Origin of the sequence: Pseudoalteromonas sp. R3, from assembly GCF_004014715.1 — a bacterium.
Taxonomy (GTDB): Bacteria; Pseudomonadota; Gammaproteobacteria; order Enterobacterales; family Alteromonadaceae; genus Pseudoalteromonas.
On record NZ_CP034835.1, the window covers coordinates 1,801,040 to 1,824,129 of the forward strand.

General features: G+C 46.0%; 19 protein-coding genes. 6 read left to right on the forward strand and 13 right to left on the reverse strand.

The genetic code is table 11. The features are described 5' to 3' along the window. Nucleotides 1–31: 31 nt before the first annotated feature. The 12 genes from ELR70_RS12710 to ccoN all read right to left on the reverse strand — a co-directional run bounded on the left by ELR70_RS12710 (nt 32) and on the right by ccoN (nt 12,337). The gene (locus ELR70_RS12710; protein WP_054013849.1) at nt 32–2,011 is read right to left on the reverse strand and encodes a methyl-accepting chemotaxis protein; all 1,980 of its coding nucleotides are present in this window, start codon (nt 2,009–2,011) and stop codon (nt 32–34) included. 240 nt (nt 2,012–2,251) lie between these two features. Next, nucleotides 2,252–3,169, reverse strand: a complete 918-nt coding sequence (ttcA, locus tag ELR70_RS12715) for a tRNA 2-thiocytidine(32) synthetase TtcA (RefSeq protein ID WP_054013848.1) — start codon at nt 3,167–3,169, stop codon at nt 2,252–2,254. A 149-nt stretch (nt 3,170–3,318) separates the two neighbouring features. Then, nucleotides 3,319–4,242: a universal stress protein UspE gene (gene uspE / locus ELR70_RS12720; protein ID WP_054013847.1), complete on the reverse strand. Its 924-nt coding sequence runs from the start codon at nt 4,240–4,242 to the stop codon at nt 3,319–3,321. A 100-nt stretch (nt 4,243–4,342) separates the two neighbouring features. Next, on the reverse strand, nt 4,343–5,071 hold the full coding sequence (locus tag ELR70_RS12725; protein WP_054013846.1) for an FNR family transcription factor: 729 nt from the start codon (nt 5,069–5,071) through the stop codon (nt 4,343–4,345). A gap of 227 nt (nt 5,072–5,298) precedes the next feature. Further along, entirely contained in the window at nt 5,299–5,970 is a 672-nt protein-coding gene (locus tag ELR70_RS12730; RefSeq protein WP_054013845.1) for a sulfite exporter TauE/SafE family protein, read from the reverse strand. Next, nucleotides 5,948–6,130: a cbb3-type cytochrome oxidase assembly protein CcoS gene (gene ccoS, locus ELR70_RS12735; RefSeq protein WP_054013844.1), complete on the reverse strand. Its 183-nt coding sequence runs from the start codon at nt 6,128–6,130 to the stop codon at nt 5,948–5,950. Before ccoS ends, ELR70_RS12730 begins: the two co-directional genes overlap by 23 nt. Beyond that, entirely contained in the window at nt 6,127–8,502 is a 2,376-nt protein-coding gene (locus tag ELR70_RS12740; protein ID WP_054013843.1) for a heavy metal translocating P-type ATPase, read from the reverse strand. Before ELR70_RS12740 ends, ccoS begins: the two co-directional genes overlap by 4 nt. A gap of 5 nt (nt 8,503–8,507) precedes the next feature. Next, on the reverse strand, nt 8,508–8,999 hold the full coding sequence (locus tag ELR70_RS12745; protein ID WP_054013842.1) for a FixH family protein: 492 nt from the start codon (nt 8,997–8,999) through the stop codon (nt 8,508–8,510). A gap of 117 nt (nt 9,000–9,116) precedes the next feature. Further along, complete coding sequence (gene ccoP / locus ELR70_RS12750) at nt 9,117–10,082, reverse strand: cytochrome-c oxidase, cbb3-type subunit III (protein WP_054013841.1); 966 nt, start codon at nt 10,080–10,082, stop codon at nt 9,117–9,119. Further along, a complete protein-coding gene (locus ELR70_RS12755) occupies nt 10,079–10,264 on the reverse strand; it encodes a cbb3-type cytochrome c oxidase subunit 3 (RefSeq protein WP_010373992.1) in 186 nt (61 codons plus the stop codon). Before ELR70_RS12755 ends, ccoP begins: the two co-directional genes overlap by 4 nt. Nucleotides 10,265–10,270: 6 nt before the next feature. Further along, nucleotides 10,271–10,891 (reverse strand): cytochrome-c oxidase, cbb3-type subunit II, encoded by a 621-nt coding sequence (gene ccoO / locus ELR70_RS12760; RefSeq protein ID WP_054013840.1) that lies wholly within the window; start codon nt 10,889–10,891, stop codon nt 10,271–10,273. A gap of 12 nt (nt 10,892–10,903) precedes the next feature. Next, complete coding sequence (ccoN, locus tag ELR70_RS12765) at nt 10,904–12,337, reverse strand: cytochrome-c oxidase, cbb3-type subunit I (RefSeq protein WP_046003240.1); 1,434 nt, start codon at nt 12,335–12,337, stop codon at nt 10,904–10,906. A 223-nt stretch (nt 12,338–12,560) separates the two neighbouring features. On the opposite strand from ccoN, the gene ELR70_RS12770 reads away from it, so the two are divergent. The 5 genes from ELR70_RS12770 to ELR70_RS12790 all read left to right on the forward strand — a co-directional run bounded on the left by ELR70_RS12770 (nt 12,561) and on the right by ELR70_RS12790 (nt 20,028). After that, nucleotides 12,561–13,145: a hypothetical protein gene (locus tag ELR70_RS12770; RefSeq protein WP_200908185.1), complete on the forward strand. Its 585-nt coding sequence runs from the start codon at nt 12,561–12,563 to the stop codon at nt 13,143–13,145. 196 nt (nt 13,146–13,341) lie between these two features. Next, a complete protein-coding gene (locus tag ELR70_RS12775; protein WP_054013838.1) occupies nt 13,342–16,395 on the forward strand; it encodes a hypothetical protein in 3,054 nt (1,017 codons plus the stop codon). 102 nt (nt 16,396–16,497) lie between these two features. Then, nucleotides 16,498–17,550: a hypothetical protein gene (locus ELR70_RS12780; RefSeq protein WP_241566380.1), complete on the forward strand. Its 1,053-nt coding sequence runs from the start codon at nt 16,498–16,500 to the stop codon at nt 17,548–17,550. Nucleotides 17,551–17,562: 12 nt separating this feature from the next. After that, nucleotides 17,563–19,473, forward strand: coding sequence for a hypothetical protein (locus ELR70_RS12785; RefSeq protein WP_054013836.1), 1,911 nt, complete (start codon nt 17,563–17,565; stop codon nt 19,471–19,473). Between the two features lie 78 nt (nt 19,474–19,551). Then, nucleotides 19,552–20,028: a GreA/GreB family elongation factor gene (locus tag ELR70_RS12790; protein ID WP_054013835.1), complete on the forward strand. Its 477-nt coding sequence runs from the start codon at nt 19,552–19,554 to the stop codon at nt 20,026–20,028. On the opposite strand, the gene ELR70_RS12795 is transcribed toward ELR70_RS12790, so the two are convergent. Then, the gene (locus ELR70_RS12795) at nt 20,029–21,024 is read right to left on the reverse strand and encodes a helix-turn-helix domain-containing protein (protein WP_054013834.1); all 996 of its coding nucleotides are present in this window, start codon (nt 21,022–21,024) and stop codon (nt 20,029–20,031) included. A 117-nt stretch (nt 21,025–21,141) separates the two neighbouring features. On the opposite strand from ELR70_RS12795, the gene ELR70_RS12800 reads away from it, so the two are divergent. Beyond that, on the forward strand, nt 21,142–23,043 hold the full coding sequence (locus ELR70_RS12800; protein ID WP_054013833.1) for a beta-ketoacyl synthase: 1,902 nt from the start codon (nt 21,142–21,144) through the stop codon (nt 23,041–23,043). Nucleotides 23,044–23,090 lie beyond the last annotated feature (47 nt).

Here is a 23,090-nt window from a genome sequence, read left to right on the forward strand (position 1 = left end):
TTTGTCTTACTTTAGACACGTTTTGACAAGTCTATGGCAGCTTAAAGCTTGCGGTGATTTGTTTGAGTTTTCTTGACTGCTTATCCAAATCCAGGCTTGCACTGGCCACCTGATCGGCACCTGCTGCGTTATCCAATGCGGCTTGTTTAATAGCGTCAATATTGTAACTGATCTCTTCAGTAGTCGAGGTTTGCTGTTGTGCTTCCTGAGCTATACGTTTTGCACTTGCCGAAATTTCCTGAATTTGTGCGACGCTGGTTTGCAAGCTGGCAGCACTCTCATTAGTTGCTGATATGGACGCTTGAGCGACTTCGGCTGACTGATGCATTTTATCGACAGCTTGTGCGGTCGCACTTTGTAGCTCCTGGATCATAGTTTCTATGTCACCGGTCGATTGTTGAGTTTTGTAGGCAAGCTGGCGTACTTCATCCGCAACGACGGCAAAACCACGACCATGCTCACCAGCCCGGGCTGCCTCAATGGCGGCATTGAGTGCCAACAGATTGGTCTGCTCTGTGATAGCCTGGATCACCTCAATCACTTTACCTATGTTCTGAGCACCAGATTCTACAGCCTTAATCGCCCGCTCTGAGTCGCTGATCACCTGATCGAGAGTAGTCATTTTAGAAACACATTCCGCCAATGTTTGGCTCGCGGCCTGAGTACTGTCTTGTGTGTCGACGCTGAGCGCTGCAACCTGATTTGCGCTATTCGCGACACTTTCAACGGACTGAGCCGTGGCGGCAATAGCAAGGGCGACTTGCTCAATGTTTGCATGTTGCTCTTGCAAGCTAGTGTTGGCCTGCTCACTAGCTGCACTGGTTTGACTGGCCGTAACGGCGAGCTGGGAAGTTGTTTCACTGATAGTTCCTATTACGCCAGTGAGGTAGCTGGTCATTTGTCTCATAGCGCCGTATACGCCCGTTACATTACCGTCCTGGCTGAAATCCTGGCGCAAATCACCTGAAGCAATGCGCTCACTGATGTCGCGCATCATGCTAGGCTCTCCTCCTAATGGACGCAGTACCGAACTTGCTATCAACCAGGTTGCCACGCTGATTGCGATAATTGCAACAGCGCCAATTAGAGCAATAAACCAATACAATTGATAAATGGGTGCAAATGCCTCAGCTTTGTCAATCTCACTCAGTAGCACCCAGTTTAGGTCAGCAAATTGAAATGGCATATAGGCCGACAAAACTGGGTTACCATTATAATCAATGATCAGTTCTGTCTCAGAAAAGCCTTGCAGACCTCGTCTGACCGCATAAGTATCAACGCCATTGTGCGCAACTGAACCGGCAAAGCTGGCGGTTACACTGTGTGCGGTAGGATCCAGGTAGGAATCGGAACGCATTCTTAAATCTGAGCCTACCAGGTAGGATTCGCCCGTTTTGCCCATACCATCACGTTGTTGCATGATGTCGTTAATCGTATCTATGGCGATTTGCAACGCAATAATGGAGTGAATTTGCCCGTTAACCTGAACTGGTACACCGATAAATGCCGCGGGCTCGCCATTACTCGGAGCGTACTGTTGATAATCTGTAATGGAAAACTGGCGACTATTGAGTGCGTTGCGAAATAGCTGAGCAAGTCCTGAATCGCGATAAGGCCCTGTTCTCAGGTTGCTCTGATAGTCACTTTCTTTAGCGACGGTATAGCTGATAAAACCGTTGGTCTCTATGATAAACAGATCATAAAACCCTTTTTGCTCGATAAAATGCCTGAACAGAGCGTGATTGTCTCGGGCAAGCTCAGCTGTGCCTGACTGACTCTTGGCGCTGGCCAATTGTTGCCATTGTGCAGCGATCAGGCTCAGATCTGCCTTACGGGCCTTGAAATAATCGTCGATTTGACGATGTTTAATGTGTTTGATGGAGGTCAGCTGGTTGTAAGCCTGGCGCTCTAATGCATCTGATGCGGTAATTAAGGATGTGATTGCCATAAACGCAGCGGGCAGCAAGCCAACGAGCATGAATGAAATCAGCAAACGGAGTTTGGTGGACATGGGGTACCTGACTTAAGGTTGTTTTGCTAAATGCAATTAAAAATGATTATTATCACATATTGTAAACAAAAATCCCTTTAGTGGGAACTGTGACATCCAAAAAGTTAAAAAAAAGAAACTAAATTCTTATTTTTTCATTCGTTCCGTGTTTGCTTACATTATTGGTTGTGACTCAAAATGGCAGGATTCTTCGAGGGCAGAAACCGGACGCTGACACATCCGGCCTGTAATATTGTTTATTTAACTGAGCTCTATTGCCTGGATCTGAACGGTTTGCTCGTCTTCTTCCTGTTCTGCGCCTGCTGGCATACTCGGAAACTCCGGTTTATCGAGGGCAATATCACCGCCATCAACGATGTCGTCTTTTTGCAAAGAGCGGAAGTCGAACAGGGCGTGGTCAGCCAGATGAGATGGCACTACGTTTTGCATTGCGGTAAAGATACTTTCAACTCTACCCGGGTGGGTTGTATTCCATTCGTTAAGCATCGCCTTAACATGCTTACGCTGCAGGTTTTCCTGCGAGCCACAGAGGTTACACGGAATGATAGGGAATGCCTGGCTTTGCGCATAACGTGCAATATCAGCTTCTTTACAGTACGCCAGCGGTCGGATCACCATATGCTGGCCATCATCACTCATTAGCTTAGGTGGCATGCCTTTTAATTTACCGCCATAGAACATGTTTAAAAACATAGTCTCAATCATGTCATCACGGTGGTGTCCCAGGGCAATTTTAGTGGCGCCCATTTCTTTTGCCGTTCGATACAGAATACCGCGACGCAGGCGTGAACACAGTGAGCAGGTTGTTTTGCCTTCGGGGATTTTGTCTTTGACGATTGAGTAGGTGTCTTCCTCAACGATTTTATATTCTACGCCAAGGGTGTCCAGGTATTCTGGTAAGATATGCTCAGGAAAACCGGGCTGCTTTTGATCCAGATTGATGGCAAACACATCGAACTTGATAGGAGCGACACGCTGGAGATGCTGTAATACATCCAGCAGAGTATAGCTGTCCTTGCCGCCAGACAGGCAAACCATAACACGGTCACCATCTTCGATCATATTAAAATCGCCTACAGCCTGACCGGCCAGCCTTCTTAAGCGTTTTTGCAACTTGTTAAGGCTATATGCTTGCTTAGCTTCTTGTGAGTGAGACACTCGCCCCCCTATATCAAAATGACGGCAAAAATAAATAAGGGCGCATTATACCGTCAGGTCTGCAAACTGCAATATAAGCGGTGAGAATACAATCGGGGGAGGGGAGGAGTAGATCGACACAAAATTCTGTGCCGATCGCTACAATCAATTTACTGTGCTAGCGGACTTTTGTAGCCATCAGGCTTGAGCGCCAGTACATCGCAATCAAGGCTATCGATAACATGTTCTGCGGTATTGCCGACCAATGCCGCACTTAGGCCTGTTCGACCAACGGTGCCAATAACAACCAGCTCTGCATTGTGTTCTTTCGCAATATGTGGGATTACGTCTTCTGGTAAGCCCTCTTTAATAACACATTGCGCTTTGCCAAGACCAAAGCGCTCCGCCAGTGCCCAGGTTTCCTCCTCGTGATGCTTCTTCACCGCTTCATTGTATTGAGACGGATTAAACTCTGGGATCTCAATGGCGATATTTACCGGTGTTGCCGGGTAGGTGTTTACCAGGCTCAAAGAGGCATTAGCAAGCTCGCATAAAAATTGTGCGTCTTTGATGATGCGATGGTTTAGCGCCTGATGTTGCTCGTCATCACTGACGGCATTGACTGCCGCAAGTATTTCGCCTTTTTCTGGCCATGCATGATCTTTGACCAATAATACCGGGGCAGGACACTTTCTGATCAGGTGCCAGTCTGTCGGAGTAAAAATGACGGACTTGAGTGTATCATGCTGATGAGTGGCTTTGATAACAAGATCAAACTCATGCTCAAGTACGGTCTTGATAATGGCCTCGTAAGGGCGGTTGTGCCAGACTACTTTGGTTTCGATATCGATGTTTTGGTAGCCACTGGTAAGCTCCGAAATCCAAGCCTCACGGTCTTTAATCACAGCTTCTCTCATCGCCTCACGCTCTTCTCGCGATAACATGGTGGTCATCTCGTAAGAAAAGTCATAAATTGATAAAAAGGCAGTGATTTTAGCACCCGTTTTTTGCGCCAGACTGATAGAACGGTTCAGGCTGTTCTGCTGTTGTTTGGTCGGATCTATGACAGTGAGAATGCGTTTGATTTGTTCCATAATGGGCTCCTTAATCTTGCACGGACGATTTCAACTCTGTTTACAGTGTAATCGAAATCGTCGTGGGATAAAGGAAAAGTGGGCCGTTAATTGCCTTAGATCAAAGAGAAATTGCAGCGGCCTTGGCTAGTTCATCAATATCTAGAATAGTTATGAATTTACCTTCTACTTTGATAATTTCCGCTTTTTGGAAGCGGCTAAGCAAGCGGCTGATTGTTTCAACGGTTAACCCCAGATAATTGCCAATTTCACCGCGAGTCATAGTAAAACGGAACTCTTTTCGCGAGAAGCCTCGTTCACCAAACCGATTAGACAGATTAAAGATGAAAGTTGCCAGACGCTCTTCAGCTGTCTTCTTGTTCAGCAATAACAGCATCTCCTGATCGTAGTTGATTTCACTACTCATGAGGCGCATGATCTGTTGCCGGAGTTTAGGTAGCTTGCCCGCCAGTTCATCTAAAGTATCAAATGGGATCTCACAAACCATAGAGGTTTCAAGTGCCTGAGCAAAGCTCTGATGCTGCATTTTGTTGATGGCATCAAAACCGACCAAATCTCCAGCAAGATGGAATCCGGTGATTTGTTCATCACCTTGTTCTGAAATGGTATAAGATTTGAATGAGCCGGAGCGAACGGCAAAGATAGCGTTGAGTTCGCTGCCTGATTCGAACAAAAAGTCCCCTTTATGAAGCGGTTTTTTGCGCTCGATGATTTCATCCAGCTTATCCATTTCGCTGCCGTTTAAAGAGAAGGGCAGGCACAATTGGCTGATGCTGCAGTTGTTGCAGCTGATAGTACATTGACTTTTTGAACGATTACTTAAATCCATAACAAATCCGTTATCTATGACGCACGTTAATGATATTCTATTAGATGCTGTCATATTTTAATACTTGAACTTTTCAATATCTGTTATTCAGATATTTATCTACTATTGCAGGCATTGTGGCTAAAAGGGGATTAACGACAATTGCACACCGATCATTGACTGCCAAAAAATTCCCATTCTCCGGCTCAGCTTAATGACTCTCATCTAATAGTATTACCGCTTCTAGATTAATGTACTAGTTTGTCTGTTGCAATGATTAGTAGATAAAAGCCATACCAAATAAAAATATTACCTAATGCAATACGCGTAGCTTTATGATTTAAAAACGTATTGAGCAGATGGGCGGTTTGTCCTACCGCTAACATTGCAGGAAAAGTGCCCAATGCAAAAGCGGCCATAGTAAGCGCACCGTTAAAGCTACTATCCGCCTGAAGAGTCCAGGTGAGTGCCGAATAGACCAGCCCACAAGGCAGCCAGCCCCATAAGGCACCGTATGCCAGCGCTTTTTTCTTATTGTCGACAGGGAGTAAATACTTGTTAAGTTGCACCAGGCGTTGCCAGAGCAACCACTTTCCTGTTTTTTCTAACCAGTTTAAGGTCGCTGCCAGGCGCATTACATAGATACCAACCAGCAACATAAATACGCCACTTAGCACATTCAAGATGTTCGCAAATAAGGTGCTTTGTTTGGCAAATGCGCCCCCGAGCCCGGCAACCAGTGCACCGGCTACCATATAACTACCTAATCTGCCCAGATTATAGAGCAGTGCGGTTACAAACGGCGACTGCTTGGTTTGAGCTAGTTGCAGGCTTGATGCAATACCACCACACATGACCAGACAATGGCCGCTGCCGACCAAGCCCATTACAAAGGCGCTAAACAGGCTTATCTCGGTCATTACTTTTATTATGTTGCTCTTTGTCGTCTTCGAACAGAATGCTGTGTCCTTGCTTGTTCAGATCAGAGAACTGTTCGCTTTTGACGGCCCAAAAAAACACCCCGATTGCGATAATGACAAACAAGATCGCAATGGGAATAAGGATATAGATAATACTCATAGCTTCAGCAACCTCAAAGAGTTAGTGATCACCAGAATCGAGCTCGCAGACATCCCAATGACGGCCACCCAGGGGGGCACAAGTCCCATCGCAGCGAGCGGTAATATTGAGCCATTGTAACAGAGTGACAAAGTGAGGTTCTGTTTTATCACTGTCTTGGTTTTTTTAGCGACCTGATGCAGTGTTTGTAGAGATTTAAGGTCGCTGTTAAGCAACACGACATCAGCCGTATTTTTGGAAATATCAGCGCCGGTTTCCATTGCAATGGACAAGTGTGCACTGTTGAATACCGGGCTGTCATTGACTCCATCACCTACCATGCCCACAATATGCTGCTGTGCCGACCAGGATTCAACCTGCTGTTGTTTATCTTGCGGGGAGCAGGCATTTTTGTAGGTATCCAATCCCAGCTCTAAGGCCAAATCTTTGACCGCATTTGAGCTGTCTCCACTAAGTAAATGGCAGCTCAGGCCCTGACCTTGTGCATAGCTGATGATCTCAGGCGCGCTATTTCTGACTTTGTCTGCAAGATAAAAATCTGCGACAGGCAGGTTATCCACGAACAGCGTTGCTTGTGCAAAAGAGCTATGATTGCCAAACCAGGCAGACTTACCTATGGCCACCTTTTGCTGACCAAAGCGGGCTTTTACACCACTGCCTGTGATGACTTCCACATCATTCAGCTTCCTGGGTGACACCACTTGTTCGGTGAAAGCTTTGGCTATCGGATGCTCTGAATAGCGTTCAAGCGCGACGGCCAGCGCCATTACGTCGGATTCCTGCCAGCTTGTATCAAGCACGCTGATGGATTCAATCGAGAAGCGTCCTTCAGTGAGGGTACCGGTTTTGTCAAACGCCATTCTGGTGAGTTTAGGCACGGTTTCCAGCACATGACTTTCTTTGATCAATATCCCTTTTCGGGTGAGCGTAGCAACAGCACATGTCAAAGCTGTTGGGATGGCCAGGCTCAGTGCACACGGACAAGTTGCGACTAAAACTGAGATGGTGACCCAGAAGGCATGGGGTGGATCTATCTGATACCAGGTAATTGCAGTGATAGAGGCAAAAATTAATAAACAGGCCACAAACCATTGCGCAACTTTGTCAGTGACTTCGACGATTTTAGGCCGTTTTGTCAGGGCATTATGTTGTAGCTTAATGATCTGATTAAGCAGGGTGTTTTGCCCAACCTTGTTGATTTCAATGGTGATAACGCCATCGTGGTTGATGGTGCCTGCGTAGACTTGGTGGGTTTGATACTTTTTAACAGGCAGATGTTCACCTGTCATCATAGATTCATCAACCGTGGTCGAGCCTGAGATCAACACGCCATCTGCGGGGATGGTTTCACCGGGCTTGATCATAATCTGATCGCTTAGCTGCAGGCTTTTCGCAGCAACAATTTTCTGCTCGCCATCAGGTAGAAGTTTACGTGCGGTCAGAGGGAGTAGTTTTTGCAGGTTGGCAGTAAACTCACTGGCTTTCAGCCTGGCTCTGAACTCCAGATACTTGCCGAGCAATAGCAAAAAGGTGAACATACAAATCGATTCAAAATAGACTTCGCCCACAGACATCACTGTTGCATAGCAACTTGCGGCGTATGCGCCAAATATGGCGAGTGAGACGGGCAGGTCCATATTGAGCTGCTTAGCTCTGAGGCCTTTGATGGCATTAGTCAAAAATGGCATTGCCGAGTACAGGATCACCGGAGAGGCTAAAAATAAACTGATCCAGCGGAAGTATTGTTCGAAATTGTCTTCCATACCGGAAAACATGCCAAAATACATGGCAAACGCGAACATCATGACTTGCATGGTCATGAGACCTGCGACACCTAGCCGACGTAAATAGGCTTTAGCGACAGTTTGCTTTTGCGCGGCTTCATCATCGGCCTGAAAAGGGTAGGCCTTATAGCCAATTTGATGCAGTGATTTGATAATATCACTGAGCTTACATTGTTGTGGGTGCCACAGGATCATGGCTCTGTGTGTCGACGTGTTGACATCAACCCTGGCAATGCCTTTGAGTCCAAGTAGTTGTTTTTCGATAAGCCAGGCACAGGCCGCGCAGCTGATCCCTTCAACACTTAGTAACACCTCTTGCAGTTCGCCTTGCTGACTTACAAAGTCTTGCTGGATATCGGCGTTGTCGTAACTGAGCAGCTCTTTTAATTGCTCCGGAACAAGTTCTTCTACCTTGCCTGCACTGTCAGTGCGAAATTTGTAGTAGTCGCTCATGCCCTGAGCAAGAATGGTTTCGGCGACCGCCTGACAGCCAGTGCAGCACACCGGCTGCGGCTGACCTTCAAATTCTATGTGAGCAGAAAACCCCGGCGGTACGGGCTCCAGACAATGAAAACAACTGGTTGTCATAGTGTCTACTTATATTCTGGAGAAATGGCGACTTTCTGTGCGGTGGGCAGCTGAAGTTTCTCTTTTAACTTCCAGCTCTGGTCCATAGGTTCAAGAAACACGGTAAACGCACCACGATGCGGTTCATCCAGAATCGCGGTAAACTCGCCTGCGGCATTGGCCAGCAGGGTGACCTCAAAATCATATTTTTTGACTGTGCGGTGATAAAAAGAGGCTTTCAGGGCATTGACCTTACTGTGATCACCTTTAGTGAAGGTAAAGCTGACTCTGTCTTCACTGACATCAAGATCACCATGTAAATACAAAGCTTTGGCTTTATCGAATTTGCTGAGTTCAAGGTTAATGGCTTTACCTTTTTTATAGTAGTCGTCGACCACCATGTCCGGACCATTACCGACGGCAAAGATCACCAAAAATACGCAGGCAATTATGGTAACCAGCGGAAAAAACATTAAAAACCAAGGCCAAAAATTCTTATACCAGGGAGTAGGGTTCATAACGACTCAACAGCTTAATTTCAGTGGCAATATTCTATCTTATTTGGGGTAAATACCTAAAAAAAAGCCTCCGATTGGAGGCTTTTTTGATCTTAAATAAACTTATAATCTATTCGATTATTTCTCCTGAGAGAGGCTGTACACGTAAGCTGTTAGCAGGTGTACTTTGTCTTCACCCAGAATGTCTTTCCACGCTGGCATTACACCGGCACGGCCATGACGTAGTGTTTCTTCAACTGCACGTTGAGAACCACCATACAACCAGATGTTGTCGGTCAGGTTAGGTGCACCGAAAGGCAGGTTGTGGGCAACAGAGCCTTTACCATCCATACCGTGACACGCTGCACACATTGCGAATTTCGCTTTACCTGCATCGGCGTCTTTTTGGTTTACCTTACGACCAGACAAGCTCAGTACATAAGCAGTCATTTCTTTGATGCCCTGGTCACCCAGTGCATCTTGCCAACCTGGCATCGCAGCTACACGGCCTTGCAGTAGTGTTTCTTTGATCTTGTCAGGTGTACCGCCATATAACCAGTCATTGTCTGCCAGGTTAGGGAAGCCCATTGCGCCACGTGCATCGGAACCGTGACATTGTGCACAGTTCTGAGCGAACAGACGTTGACCAATTTCAAGTGCTTTTTGGTCCTTTGCCAGTGTCTCGATATCTTGCTCAGCAAACGCTTTGAAGATAGGGCCGAAACGCTCGTCAGCAGCTTCAAACTCTTTATCGAGTTGAACCCAGTGACCATTTGCTTTGGCTTCTTCCGTTGCTTGTTTAGACTCTTCAAGAGACGTCACGCCCTGGTTAGAGCTCGTCCAGTTCAAAAAGCCTGCAAAGTTACCCAGACCCGGGTACGCAGCAAGATAGTAAACAGACCAGATAAATGTTGCGAAGAACATGTAAGTCCACCACTTTGGTAGTGGATTATTTAGTTCTTCGATTCCGTCAAACTCGTGACCACAACTTTCGCCTTCTTCAACACCTGTGTAGTTTTTCAGGTTCCAAAGCAGCAGGCCAAAGATCAGAGCCAGACACGCCAAGGTCAATACGATGACCCAAATACTCCAAAAGCTAGTCATTTTTCAGACTCCTTTTCCTCGTTTGAGATTGTGTTGTTGTGTTTCTTTTCATCTTCAAAGATGGCATTAGCTGCGTCATCAAAACGGCGTTTGCTACGCTTGCTGTATGCCCACACAACAATCACTATGAACAGTACTAAAATTACCAGAGTCAAAATGCCTCTGTATGTGCCGTAATCCATAACAAATTACTTCAAATGTGTGCCAAGTTGCTGAAGGTATGCAATCAGAGCTTCCATTTCGGTTTTGCCCTTTACTGCTGCCTCAGCACCCTGAATGTCCTCATCGGTGTAAGGCACACCAAAATTACGGAACACTTCAAGTTTCTTAGCGGTTAGTTGACCGTCCAATACATTCTCATTGAGCCAAGGGTAGCCAGGCATGTTTGACTCAGGTACTACAGAGCGAGGATCCATCAGGTGAGCAAAATGCCAGTCATCAGAATAACGCTGACCAACACGTGCCAAATCTGGACCTGTACGCTTAGAGCCCCACTGGAACGGGTGATCCCAAACAGATTCACCGGCTACAGAGTAATGGCCATAGCGCTCAACTTCGTCACGGAATGGGCGGATCATCTGTGAGTGACAGTTGTAGCAACCTTCACGGACATAGATATCACGGCCTTCCATTTCCAGCGCAGTAAGAGGGCGCAGGCCTTCAACTGGCTGGGTGGTGTCTTTTTGGAACATCAGTGGGGTGATCTCAACGAGTGCACCAAAGCTGATGGCAAAAACCGTCAGGATAGCCATCAGGCCGACGTTCTTTTCGACGATTTCATGTTTGTTTGTAGAGTTATTATTGCTCATACTCGACACCCCTTAAGCCATTTGCGTGTTAGCGTCAGTGGTCAAAGAACCACTCTTAGCTGCCACAGTACGGTAAACGTTGTAAGCCATTACCAGCATACCAACCACGATGAAGACACCGCCCAGGAATCGCATGATGTAGAAAGGCTTAGACGCTTCAAGAGATTGTACGAAGCTGTACATCAAGGTACCGTCAGAGTTAACTGCACGCCACATCAGACCTTGCATAACACCTGAGATCCACATAGCGACGATGTACAGAACAACACCAACTGTGTGTAACCAGAAATGGGTGTTAACCAGTTTTACACTGTACATGTTAGCGTGACCGAATAGTGCAGGGATTAGGTGATAGATAGCACCGATAGAAATCATTGCTACCCAACCCAGTGCACCTGAGTGTACGTGGCCGACAGTCCAGTCAGTGTAGTGTGATAGCGCGTTTACAGATTTAATTGCCATCATCGGGCCTTCGAAGGTAGACATACCGTAGAAAGACAGGGAAACAACCAGGAAGCGCAGTACTGGGTCTGTACGTAGTTTATGCCATGCACCAGACAGTGTCATGATACCGTTGATCATACCACCCCAAGAAGGAACGAATAGGATCACAGACATGACCATACCCAAAGACTGAGTCCAGTCAGGTAGAGCTGTGTAGTGTAGGTGGTGAGGACCTGCCCAGATATATAGAGAAACAAGTGCCCAGAAGTGAACAACCGATAAACGGTAAGAGTAAACAGGGCGACCAGCTTGCTTAGGTACGAAGTAGTACATCATGCCCAGGAAGCCCGCAGTTAGAAGGAAACCTACCGCGTTGTGGCCATACCACCACTGAACCATTGCATCAACTGCACCCGCATAAATAGAGTATGACTTGGTGAGAGATACAGGTACAGCCATGCTGTTTACGATGTGAAGTACTGCAACGGTAATAATGAAGCCCGCATAGAACCAGTTCGCAACATAAATATGAGACACTTTACGTTTGATCAGCGTGCCGAAGAAAACAACGGCATACGTAACCCAAACAACAGCAATAGCGATATCAATTGGCCACTCAAGCTCAGCATATTCTTTAGAAGATGTGATACCCAGAGGCAGTGTGATAGCTGCTGAAAGAATGATTGCCTGCCAGCCCCAGAATGTGAAAGCGGCTAGCTTGTCAGAGAATAGACGCGTCTGACATGTGCGCTGTACAACATAGTAAGATGTTGCAAAAAGTGCACTTGTACCAAATGCGAAGATTACTGCGTTCGTGTGTAACGGACGAAGTCGAGAGTAAGTTAACCATGGAATGTCGAAGTTTAACGCAGGCCACGCAAGTTGCGCCGCGATAAATACACCTACACCCATGCCAACGATGCCCCAAATCACTGTCATTATAGCGAATTGGCGTACAACCTTATAATTGTACTCAGTTTGTGATGCTACTGTTTGGCTCATTTTCTGGATTCCGCTGCAATTAATGCGATTAGAAATGATTAACCTGTAATACAGGCCCTGTTTTTTATTTCAACAAACCCGTTGGAGTTACATCCATTTAGAACGGAACTCTAACCAGCTTGAGAAACCCTTATTTTTGCAAGGAAATAATAATTTTTTTGCAAACGAAAAGATACTACAAACACCTAAAATAATGACATCAATCAAATTTTGAACGAGTCACTTGTTCAATGAGTACGCGAATTGCGCAATATCAAAACAAATTGCAAAACTTGACGCCCAAAGCTGGTCGAAAAGACTTATTCCACTTACACTGGATTTCTTTTCACAATGTCACACACTTCGTATTATGCAGAAAACTTGCACATTAACCGGTGTTTTTTTAGTCACTTTTCTTACGGCCTGTTCAGACCCAGCCACTATTATACATGAAAGTTCAGAAAAAAGTGAAAGTTCGCAAACTTCCTTAAATTGTATTGCCTCTGCTCCTTGCCAAAAGGGTGAAGCAGCGCTTTGGAGTTCAGCTAAAAAACTCCACCCGGAAACCCCATTTGAATTGTCCCTGGCCCTGAGTTCGTCCGATATAAAGGTACAGTCTGCCTGGTTGGAAGGTACCCAAATGTATATGGGTACCATCCCTGTTTTTTTTACACAGCAACAGGGTGAGTTTTGGTCCGCTGAAGTAATGGTAGGTGCTTGTAGTGATCCAGTGATGGAGTGGCGTTTGACAGTCAAACTGGCTGATTTGACGGGGGAGGCTGAATATGTCAAAAATGTCACATTCACTCTCTACACTACGCAAGAATGAAATCTATGTTGGAAAAGTTCACCTTTGCGTTTTATATTTGTTTACAAAGAAGTGTGTTTTGCAATGACTTTGTTAAGAGTATTGAGTATATTGATGGGCTAAAGTACCCAAATTAGCTTAGAGTCTCGTTTGACAAAAACATTCGCATAGGCAAATAAATAAAGAAAAACACGCAAGCTATTTAAGGAGACCTCTAGTGGCAAAGCGCATGAATAAATTTACTCCAGTGGCATCCACCATTGCATTAAGCCTGGGCCTTACCGGCTGTAGCTTATTTGATAGTGATGATAGCAAACCAACTGTTAATCCTCCCCCAGCTCCATCCGAAGTTGAAAGTACTGTTGCTGCTAAGTTTAATGTTTCAGTATCAGGTAAAGCCGTTAAGGGAACCCTCAGTGGTGCAACCGTTAGTGTTAAAACAGTGGATGAACAGGGCAATATGATTGACCTGGCATATCGAGCAGCTGCTGGCGAAGAGTCAGCGACAGAAAAAGCAGAAAGTGAAAGCGAAGCAAAAGAAAAAGCTGAAGCTAAGTTAATCAGCGGTAACCCTACAGAGCTAAAAACATCGGCACAAGGTTTGTACGAAATCTTTGTTGACGAAGGGTTTTCTGGACCTCTTTATATCACAGTGAAAACATCTAAAGATGGCGATGCACTGGTTAAGTGTGATGCATTTGCTGGATGTGGCGTGGGTACTGCGATTAAAGTGAATGATGGTTCGGTCTTTAATGACAATGGCAAGGTTGACTTTGGTGAGTGGTATAAAGACGATATCGAGTTGTCTGTTGTCAAACTGATTTCTGCAAACACTGCTGCAAGGGCTGCGACTGCTAAAAATGCACCGTCATATGCAGATGGTGATGACGGTTCTTACAAAGCGAATTTGTCAGTATTTACTTCAACAGCAGCACGTATTTTGCTTGCCGGAGAGTCTGCAATCGACGCCGCTACAGTAGGACAAGCGAGTATCCAGGTAATTGGGCAGCTTGTGGGCGATCTTTCCTTGGTTGCAACACTGGCCAGCGACTTGTCGCTCGGTGGTGTGGTTGACTTTACTGATGTGGATGGAACTGAGAAGCTAGATGCGGGCGCGCTTGTCTTAGTGCAAGTGGCATCTTCACTGCAATCTCTGGCCGGTAAAGAAAGCAGAACGGTAGCGGACGTATTGGCTGAACTATCTGGTGATGTTGAGCAAGGTAACCTGGGCAATAGCCAGATATTTTCCAAGTTAAAAACGGAAACAAAGAAAGCCGGTAAAGTACTAAACGCGATAGTATCAGGTGATGAAGAGGCAATTAAAGCCGCGTTGATCGAAGCGGGTGTTGATGAGTCTGATGTCGATCAGGTTGCGGCTGATGCAAAAGCAGCCAAAGACAAGGCCGTTAAAAACGGAGCGACGTCAGATGAGCAACTAAAAGATGACTCTGGTAAAGTAGTCGACCAACTTGACGATTTGGGTAACGGCGACACTTCTTTGGATAGTTTAAACGCTTCACTGTTGGCTAGTATTGAATCGGGCGAACAAACTCTGACAGGTAGCGATGCTCAGTTGGACGAATTTGCTGCGTCATTGGCTGCTGTAAAAGCACTGGCTGCTGATACTGCAACCAAAGAAAAAGCCATTGCTTACGGCAGTGCTGCTGTTGTCTTGAATACCCAGTTTACGGCTGCAGTTGCGACAGACGTAGAGGGCGATAATTTAGGGAAGTTGTTGGTACGTGAACTATCGGGTGCTGAGCAACTGGTTTCTGCTGCAACTGGTTTGGTGACTTTAGATGCTAAGTATCAGCCAACACTCACGCAAGCGGGCGGGTTGTTAACCAAGGTCACGTCTTTGGTTGCCCGTAAAGATCAACTGGGTGGTCAAATTACCGCAGAACTTGCTGCTGCCAATGCGAAGATAGCGGAGTTTGGTGCGACGCTTGATGTTGCTAAGCAAGCGTCGGATGAAAGCCTCCAGGCTGCCAGGGCAAGTAAAGAGGCAGCATTCGCTAAGAAAGGCGAAATGGAAGTGCAGTTCCAGACAGCGATGACAGCGGTTGCTGCGATTACAGATCAAGCCTCTGCTGAAGTTGCATTGAGTGAAATAGCTAAAACTCAAACTAGCCTGCAAGACGTTATTGCGGCTTTCCAGGCAGCAGAGACAGCCGCAAAAGCATCACTAGAGCTTGCAAATACTTATAAAACCCTCGCTCAAAACCAAAATGCCTCAACCGATGCGGCTGACCTTGCTATCAATGAGTCGAATGAGCTGGTTACCGAAGCAACTGGTGAGATTTCTGGACTTGAAGGGGTCACGGCGTTACAAATTGAAGATTACAGAATGACGGCGCTTGCTATGCAGGGCACAGACAAACTGGTTAACATTAGCTTCGTGACTAAAGAAGGCGCTGATGCCACATTCAATGCGGGTGAAGTTATCTATGATGTCGTGAGAGACATCTGGGATTCTGGACTAGACTCTGGCGACCATAGTGGCACAGCCCCTAACTTCCCTGACTGGAAATACAGTTATAACACAGAAACTTACGCTCTGAATCTGGAAAATACCAAAGGTGACGAGAAGATTGTAGCGAATGGCCAGGTTAACTCTGGTGCGCAGAGTAAGATTATCTTTACCTGGTCAGGTTACTTAGTGGCTGACTCTGGTCAAAAGGTTGAAATTAAGTCTCCGGATCTGGCTGAGTGTGAGCGCTGGGCTATAGACGCCATTGCAATGCCAAATGCATCTTGTTCAGTACTTTATGTTGATGGCAGTATTCAGAATGTAGAAGACGCACGAGACTTTGATATTTCTCATGGCAAAACCTTTAATTTGGTTGAGTTTGTAGATGGTCAATATGGCTTCAACGGATATTTCCACTCAGAATTGACCGCAGTTGACCAGCAAGGTAACCCATCTCCACTATTCGTCGACGATACAACCGAGCTGGCCTCAATTGTGCTCAAAGGTGATACCGAAGGCACGGAGTTTACCGCACACTTTGATATTCGCAATGAGGATAATAACGACGATCTAGGCATGGCTTCAGTATCGATCGATAACTTTAACGGTTATGTGTTTAAAGTTGGTCTTATCGATCAAGCTGGCCCATTGCGCGGCAATGTGTCACTATTTAACGATACCGAACAGTCAGTTGGCGTAGGTAGTGTAGAGGAAATTACAAACGGCTTCCGTGTTGATTACTTTACAGGCCTGTCAGTAGACTATACGGACATTGACTTTATCGGTCAGTCTAGCAACTAATGTAAGCCAATTTGAAAAGGGGAAAGGGTGACCTTTCCCCTTTTTTTTAGAAGTTAAGTTTATGACATTAAAAAAATTACACCTCTACTTTCTCTGTGTTGTTTGCCTTTGTCTCAGGAGGCGTTTTCAGCTCCTGATGACATACAGTTAATTCATCAGTTTCACAGTGAGATATACACTGAAGCACAGCCGGTTAAGGCGTTTGTTGAAGATTTCGATGGACCGCTGACGGAAGGTGACAGTGCCTTTACATATAACCTATTTGAGTTAGGCATGAAATATAAAGGCATAGGGATAGGTGCACAAAGTCGCTTCGATTATTTGCTTGCTTTCGATCCTGACACTGCACGCTATACGCATACAGAAAAGAATGATCTGCCTTTTGAGCAGCGTAATTATCGATATTATTTGTGGGGGCGTCAGGCTACAACCAACGGCATTTTTCTGAGCTATGACCTGTCTCTGCTCGATAATAAATTGATCGTTACACCAAAATTTACCTATTTCAAAAGTACGCACTTTCAGGAGGCTGAGGTTGACGGCACCATATTTGGTAGTGAAGTAGAAGGTAAACTCCAGGCTGAATACTACTTTTCAAAAGATGTGTTATTCAAGTCTTTTACTCCGGTAGATAACCCACAAGGTGACGGCTACAGCTTTGATCTATCCGTCGACTGGCAAATAACAAAGGACCTGCGAGTATGGGCTGCTGGTAAAGACCTGATGTATGAAACGAAATATGAAGGGGCTGGATTCGTTAACGGGTTTACGACAGATATTCCTTTCACAGAACGAGAGGGAGGCATAGATACAACCCCTTCAGTCAGACTTCGCACATCGGCCTATGACCAGGAAATTGAATATACCTTCGAGCGGGATGCCAGATATTACCTGGGTGTCGACTACCGTATCAATGATAGGTTCTCTACCGAACTTAAAGCACGTAAATTTATTGACGACACTTTTATTCAGGCAAATCTGTCATATCACTTTTCAGATAGCTGGGCTTTATTTGGTGGTTATGAAACACACAGTGAAGCGGTAGAGCTGGGTATTAAGAATGACTATGCCGGCTTTTCAGTGAAAATGGATAATCCAGACATTGAAAAGGCGTACTATGTTAATTTGAACTGGTTCGTTAACTTGACTTTTTAGGGAGGTAACAAAATGCGACGAATTAATAGACTCTTACCTTTCTTTTTGGCGGCAACCTTAGCTGCATGTGGTGGGAGTAGTGATCCCGCACCGACGGTGGATAATAGTGAGCCGGGTCTAGGTCATGATGTTAGTCAATCATTAGAAGCATCTGTGACGTTTTACTTGCCAAACTTCACGGCTACTGCTGGTACATTATCCATTACGCAAATTGACTCCAGTGAGAAACAGGAATTTACTTCTGATGATTTAAATAAGCTAGCAGTTAATCTAGACGCTGGCAGCGTCTACCGATTTGACTTTACCCCTGCTAATCTTCAGGTTTTCTGTCCCAGAATTTTGGGGTGTGGCAGGGCTCAGCTAAATGACCCTAATGATCTCAATGACAATGATGAGATTGATTATGGGGAACCGGTGGCGGCGAATTTGACTTATTCCTTGGTAGCCAAACCCTCTGCAGGTCAGAATAAACTCCTGTTTTCATCCTATGCGACTCTGTTAAGCGACGATAGGCTAGATAGCACGGTGCTATCTTTAACTAATACGCCTATTTATCATCTGGCACACACGAGTATCAATCAGTCTGTGCAAGCTGAGTTTACAGCTAAGGCCTACACGTATGCTGATATTATGCGGCAGTTGAATCTTCAGGGGAGTAAAGATGAGGAAGTCTTGTCTCTTGCTGAGGCTTTTGATTTGGCTTATACCAACAATGATTATACGTTATGGCAAACTTACATCAATGAAGTAAATCAATATTTTATGGAAGTGTCATTGGATGAAAAGGAGAGTGCGCTATTTACCGGTGTTGCCGGAAACGTGTTGCTTATGGCCAATGAGGCTTTGCAGCTTCAAGAGATGGACACGCTTAAAGGAACTGAAACGGTATTTAATAATGACTTGCTAAACCACTTCAGGGACTCACTGGGTGTGATCCGGTTACAAGAAGAGAAGTACAGTGACGAGGTTAAGCTGAAGCTCAGTGAGATTGAACGGTTGGTGATGAACGAAACGGCTCAACAGTCATTCCTGGTGCTCACGGAAGCGATATATGATGTCGTTGACAATGTATCTCCTGCGCACGATTCGGCGCCTGGCACTTATCGTATTAAAGGGCTGGACATAGTATATTCGACAGAGCCTTCCTTTCACTGGCGCGTAACAGGACTTAGCAGGGATTTTGAGGTAGAGATGGACGTTACCATGCCAGAGTGGCGTCAGAGTCCAACCTTGGGAGATCGGATCTCTGGTAGTGGCTCTGTCTCTGTACGAAAAGGGGATGTATCTTTGTCTGCAGATTTAAGCGATATTTTCCTGTTATTTGATGGTTCAATTGATGCAGACAGTTTGGAAACAGCAACGGGCACCTCCCGATTTGCCGGTGAAGTCACGCTAAAAACGGCAGAGTCTGAGACAAAAGCGGATATGCGGGCACGGTTAAACCGAGTGCTCTCACCAAGTAATACGGTTGAAAGCGTGATTGCTAACTTGCGTTTGCGAGGCGATTTTGAAACGGAAAATCAGGTTACACCCGTTACTTTGTATGCAGCAGAAAAAACGCCCTTTGAGTTTGATACTGAACTGGATTTAACATTCGGCTTGCACGTGGATTTCACATTAAAAGGTGCGGCTGATTTTCAGCTGCAGTTAGCCGCAGAGCCAGATAGTTTTACCGACCTGACCTCAGCTGACCTCGCCTATTTACTTGGGGGCAGAGTTATGCAAATGGAAGTGCGTCGTTCGGGTAGCAATAATAATATCGTTGCAAAAGGTAAGGATGGTTATTGGTTGGATATAAAACAAAAAGGACGTAATTTCACAGGTGGATACTACTATGGTGACCAGCAGATTGGTGACGTGAAAACAGTTCGTGGGATCCCTGGGGTCTTGTTCCCAGACGGTAGCTTTGAATCTCTGTTCTGAGTGACTGCTTGCTGTTAGAATCACTTTTTTATCTGTAAAAGGGCCTGAGGGCCCTTTTGACGTCTGATAGGAGGCAGCTTGAACAAACACCATGTCATTGAACACCTAAAATTTGCGCTTGAGTGTAAGCTGCAGGAAGCACAACAGGCAGCGAACAGCGCAAGAGCAGATGCAATTCATGAACAAAGTGCGGCGGAAACTCAATATGACTCACTCAGTATAGAGTCAGGCTACCTGGCTGAGGGACAGAGTGAGCGAGTAGATCAGGCGTATCAGGCCATTCATGCGTTTGCCAGTACGTATACATTAAGCTGTCCTTCCGCTATCCAGGTTGGCGCTTTGGTTGAACTTGCGGATGAGCAGGATACACATCATTGGTTTTATATTGGTCCCGGTGAGGGCGGGTTAAAGCTGACCTTGGGTACAACACAAGTGATGGTGATAACACTTGCATCCCCTCTTGGGCAAGCATTGCAAGGGCTTGACGTTGGTGAAGAAGTTGAGTTTCACTTTAACGGTAAGACCCAGTGGCTTGAGGTAATAAGTCTTTTGTAGTTAGGAAAACAGCTTTTTCCTAACCACCTGACGATATTGACTGGGAGTTTGATTCATCGTGCTTTTAAACACCCTTGTAAGTTGTCCCTGAGAGTTGAAGCCACAAGCCAGAGCGATTTCCTGAATGCTTAAGTTGGTTGATGCGAGCAGTTCCGTTACTTGCCGGACGCGTACTGTTTGTAAATAATTCGCGGCAGTCTGACCTGTTGCGGCCTTAAAACGGCGATTGAAAGTTCGGTAACTCATGCCAAACTGAGTCGCGACATCTGGAAAAGTGATTTCGTCAGCATAATTATTACGTAACCAAAACTGGATTGACGCGACTTGCTCGTCGCTGTGTCTATCTACCGCACCTTCAAGATATCTTTGCTCCTCGTATGGCTTTCGAACTTCATGGGAAAAGTTTTGCTGTACATGGTGAGCAGCCTCACGGCCATAGAATTGTCCAATTAAATGAACGACCACATCTGCCAGTGCGTTCAGGCTGGCTACCGTATACAGGCGTTCTGATTGAGTAATAAAGTAGTCAGGCCGCAAAGCGACAAGTGGATAGCTGCGTTTGAACTGTTCTGCATAATGCCAGTGAGTTGTGGCCGAATGGCCATCCAGGATCCCGGATTCAGCGAGGAAACACACTCCCGTACCGACACCGATAAGCGTTGCGCCGGCCCACCATGCCTTTGCCACATTTGACACCAAAGAGGCATTTTTTCGGAGCACGGGGCGGGGATTACGCCAAATACTGGGCACTATTATATAGTCAAATTCATTGAGTGCGGCGAAACTGGTGTGGGCTGAAAATGGGATACCCATGGATGAATTTACAGGGGCGCCTGTTTCACTCAGCCAGGCAAGCTCCAGAGGAACAAACTCATGACCAAGGTGGCGTCTCGCAAATGCCTCACCAGCGCGGAGCATCTCAACCGGCAGCGTCACACTGGTTATAAGCATTTGTTCATAAATTGTGAAGGCAATGCGGTGGCTATGGTTGTTCATCTCATCCGACCTCTAATGCGTGGCGTATTTTGCATGTTATGTGGCGAAAAATGTAAAGTAACATATTTTTCTTCGTTCTAAAATCGGCTCATAAGTTTTAGTAGATAAGAGATTGATATGACAGCATTACCAATTATCGTAGGCATGGGAGGCGTGAACGCCTCTGGCAGAACCTCGTTCCATCAGGGGTATCGCCGTATTGTATTAGACAGCCTGGATGATGCTGCAAGACAGGAAACCTTTCTGGGCCTGGCAACTTTGATGAACCTGGTATCGTTGCAGGGCTCGGAGTTGGTCACTGCAGACGGGGACGTTGTACGTCCAGAGCAGATTGAATCTCTGTTTGGTCGCCAGATTATAGAAGGCACACTGATCAGGAAAATCGAAAAAAATCACTTTGACGTTGACGCAACACACTGGCAGCAGAAATTAACTATGCAGGCAAGTGACGATAGCGGCCTGACTTTTACCTGCCGTAAACGTGATTTACCAACGCCGGTTCCTGCTAGTTGGCAACTAGAATTTATTGACGAAAAAACAGCTCAGGTGTTCATCCCTGAACAGTTGGAGGTGAAGGTTGACAGTCACAGAGATAATCCTATTAAAGCCGCTGGTCAGCTACCTACCGGGTTCGATCCTTCGGTTATGTATAACAGCCGTTATCAACCACGCGGCCTCCAGGCGACGATTTTTGCTGCGACCGATGCGATACGTTCAACAGGGTTAGACTGGCAAAAAGTGATGAACAGCGTTGAGCCTGATCAGATTGGGACCTACTCGGCCTCAGTAGTAGGGCAGGTGAACGATGAGGGCTTTGGTGGACTTTTCCGCAGCCGAATGAAGGGCGAGCGGGTGAGCACTAAGCAGCTTGCGCTGGGTCTCAATACTATGTCAACAGACTTCATTAACGCCTATGTAACGGGTAGTGTCGGTACTACCTTCTCAACATCGGGCGCTTGCGCGACTTTTTTGTATAATTTACGTGCGGCGGTCAATGATATTCAGGCGGGTCGTACCCGCGTTGCAGTCGTTGCCAGTGTTGAATGTGCACTTACTCCGGAGGTTATTGAAGGCTTCGGTAATATGGGCGCACTGGCCAACGAGGAAGGTTTACGTAAGCTGGATAATACAGATCAGGTTGATTATCGCCGTACCAGTCGTCCGTTTGGCGAAAATTGCGGTTTTACAATCGGGGAAGGGGCTCAGGTTGCCATTCTGATGGATGACAAGCTGGCGCTGGAGCTTGGTGCCGATATTATGGGGTCAGTTGCGGATGTGTATGTCAATGCTGATGGTGTAAAGAAGTCAATTACCGCACCAGGTCCTGGTAACTACATCACAATGGCTAAGTCTGTCGCTCTGGCGGAACAAATCGCAGGCACAGAAGCGCTGCAACAACGTAGCTTTATTCTTGCGCATGGTTCGAGTACGCCACAAAACCGTGTGACAGAATCTTTCATTTATCATCGTATTGCAGAGACCTTCGGTATTGATGGGTGGAAAGTGGCGGCACCTAAAGCATTTGTAGGGCATACAATTGGACCCGCATCAGGTGACCAGCTTGCCATGGCGTTGGGGGTGTTTAGCCATCAAATTATGCCAGGCGTGACAACCATAGATGCAGTCGCTGAAGATGTTTATGATCAACATCTGGATATTCGTACACATCACTATCACTGCAAAAAAATGGACATTGCCTTTATTAACTCCAAAGGGTTTGGTGGCAACAATGCAACAGCGACAGTCCTGTCACCAGAGATGACTCTGAAATTGCTTGCTAAGCGTTATGGTGAAGCTGAATTTGAACAGCACAGTACTAAGCTGGAAGAAACAAAACAGCAGCAAGCCAGCTATCAACAGGCGGCTGATCTCGGTCAGTATGAGCTGATTTACCGCTTTGGTAATGGCATGATCGATGAGTCACAATTGCAGTTGAGTAAAGAAGCGCTGAGTATTCCGGGCTTTGACAAACCAGTCAAACTGACAGTGAACAATCAGTATGGTGATCTGACTGTTTAAAATACTATGTTAAGCAAGCAAAAGGCGCATCAGCGCCTTTTTTTGTG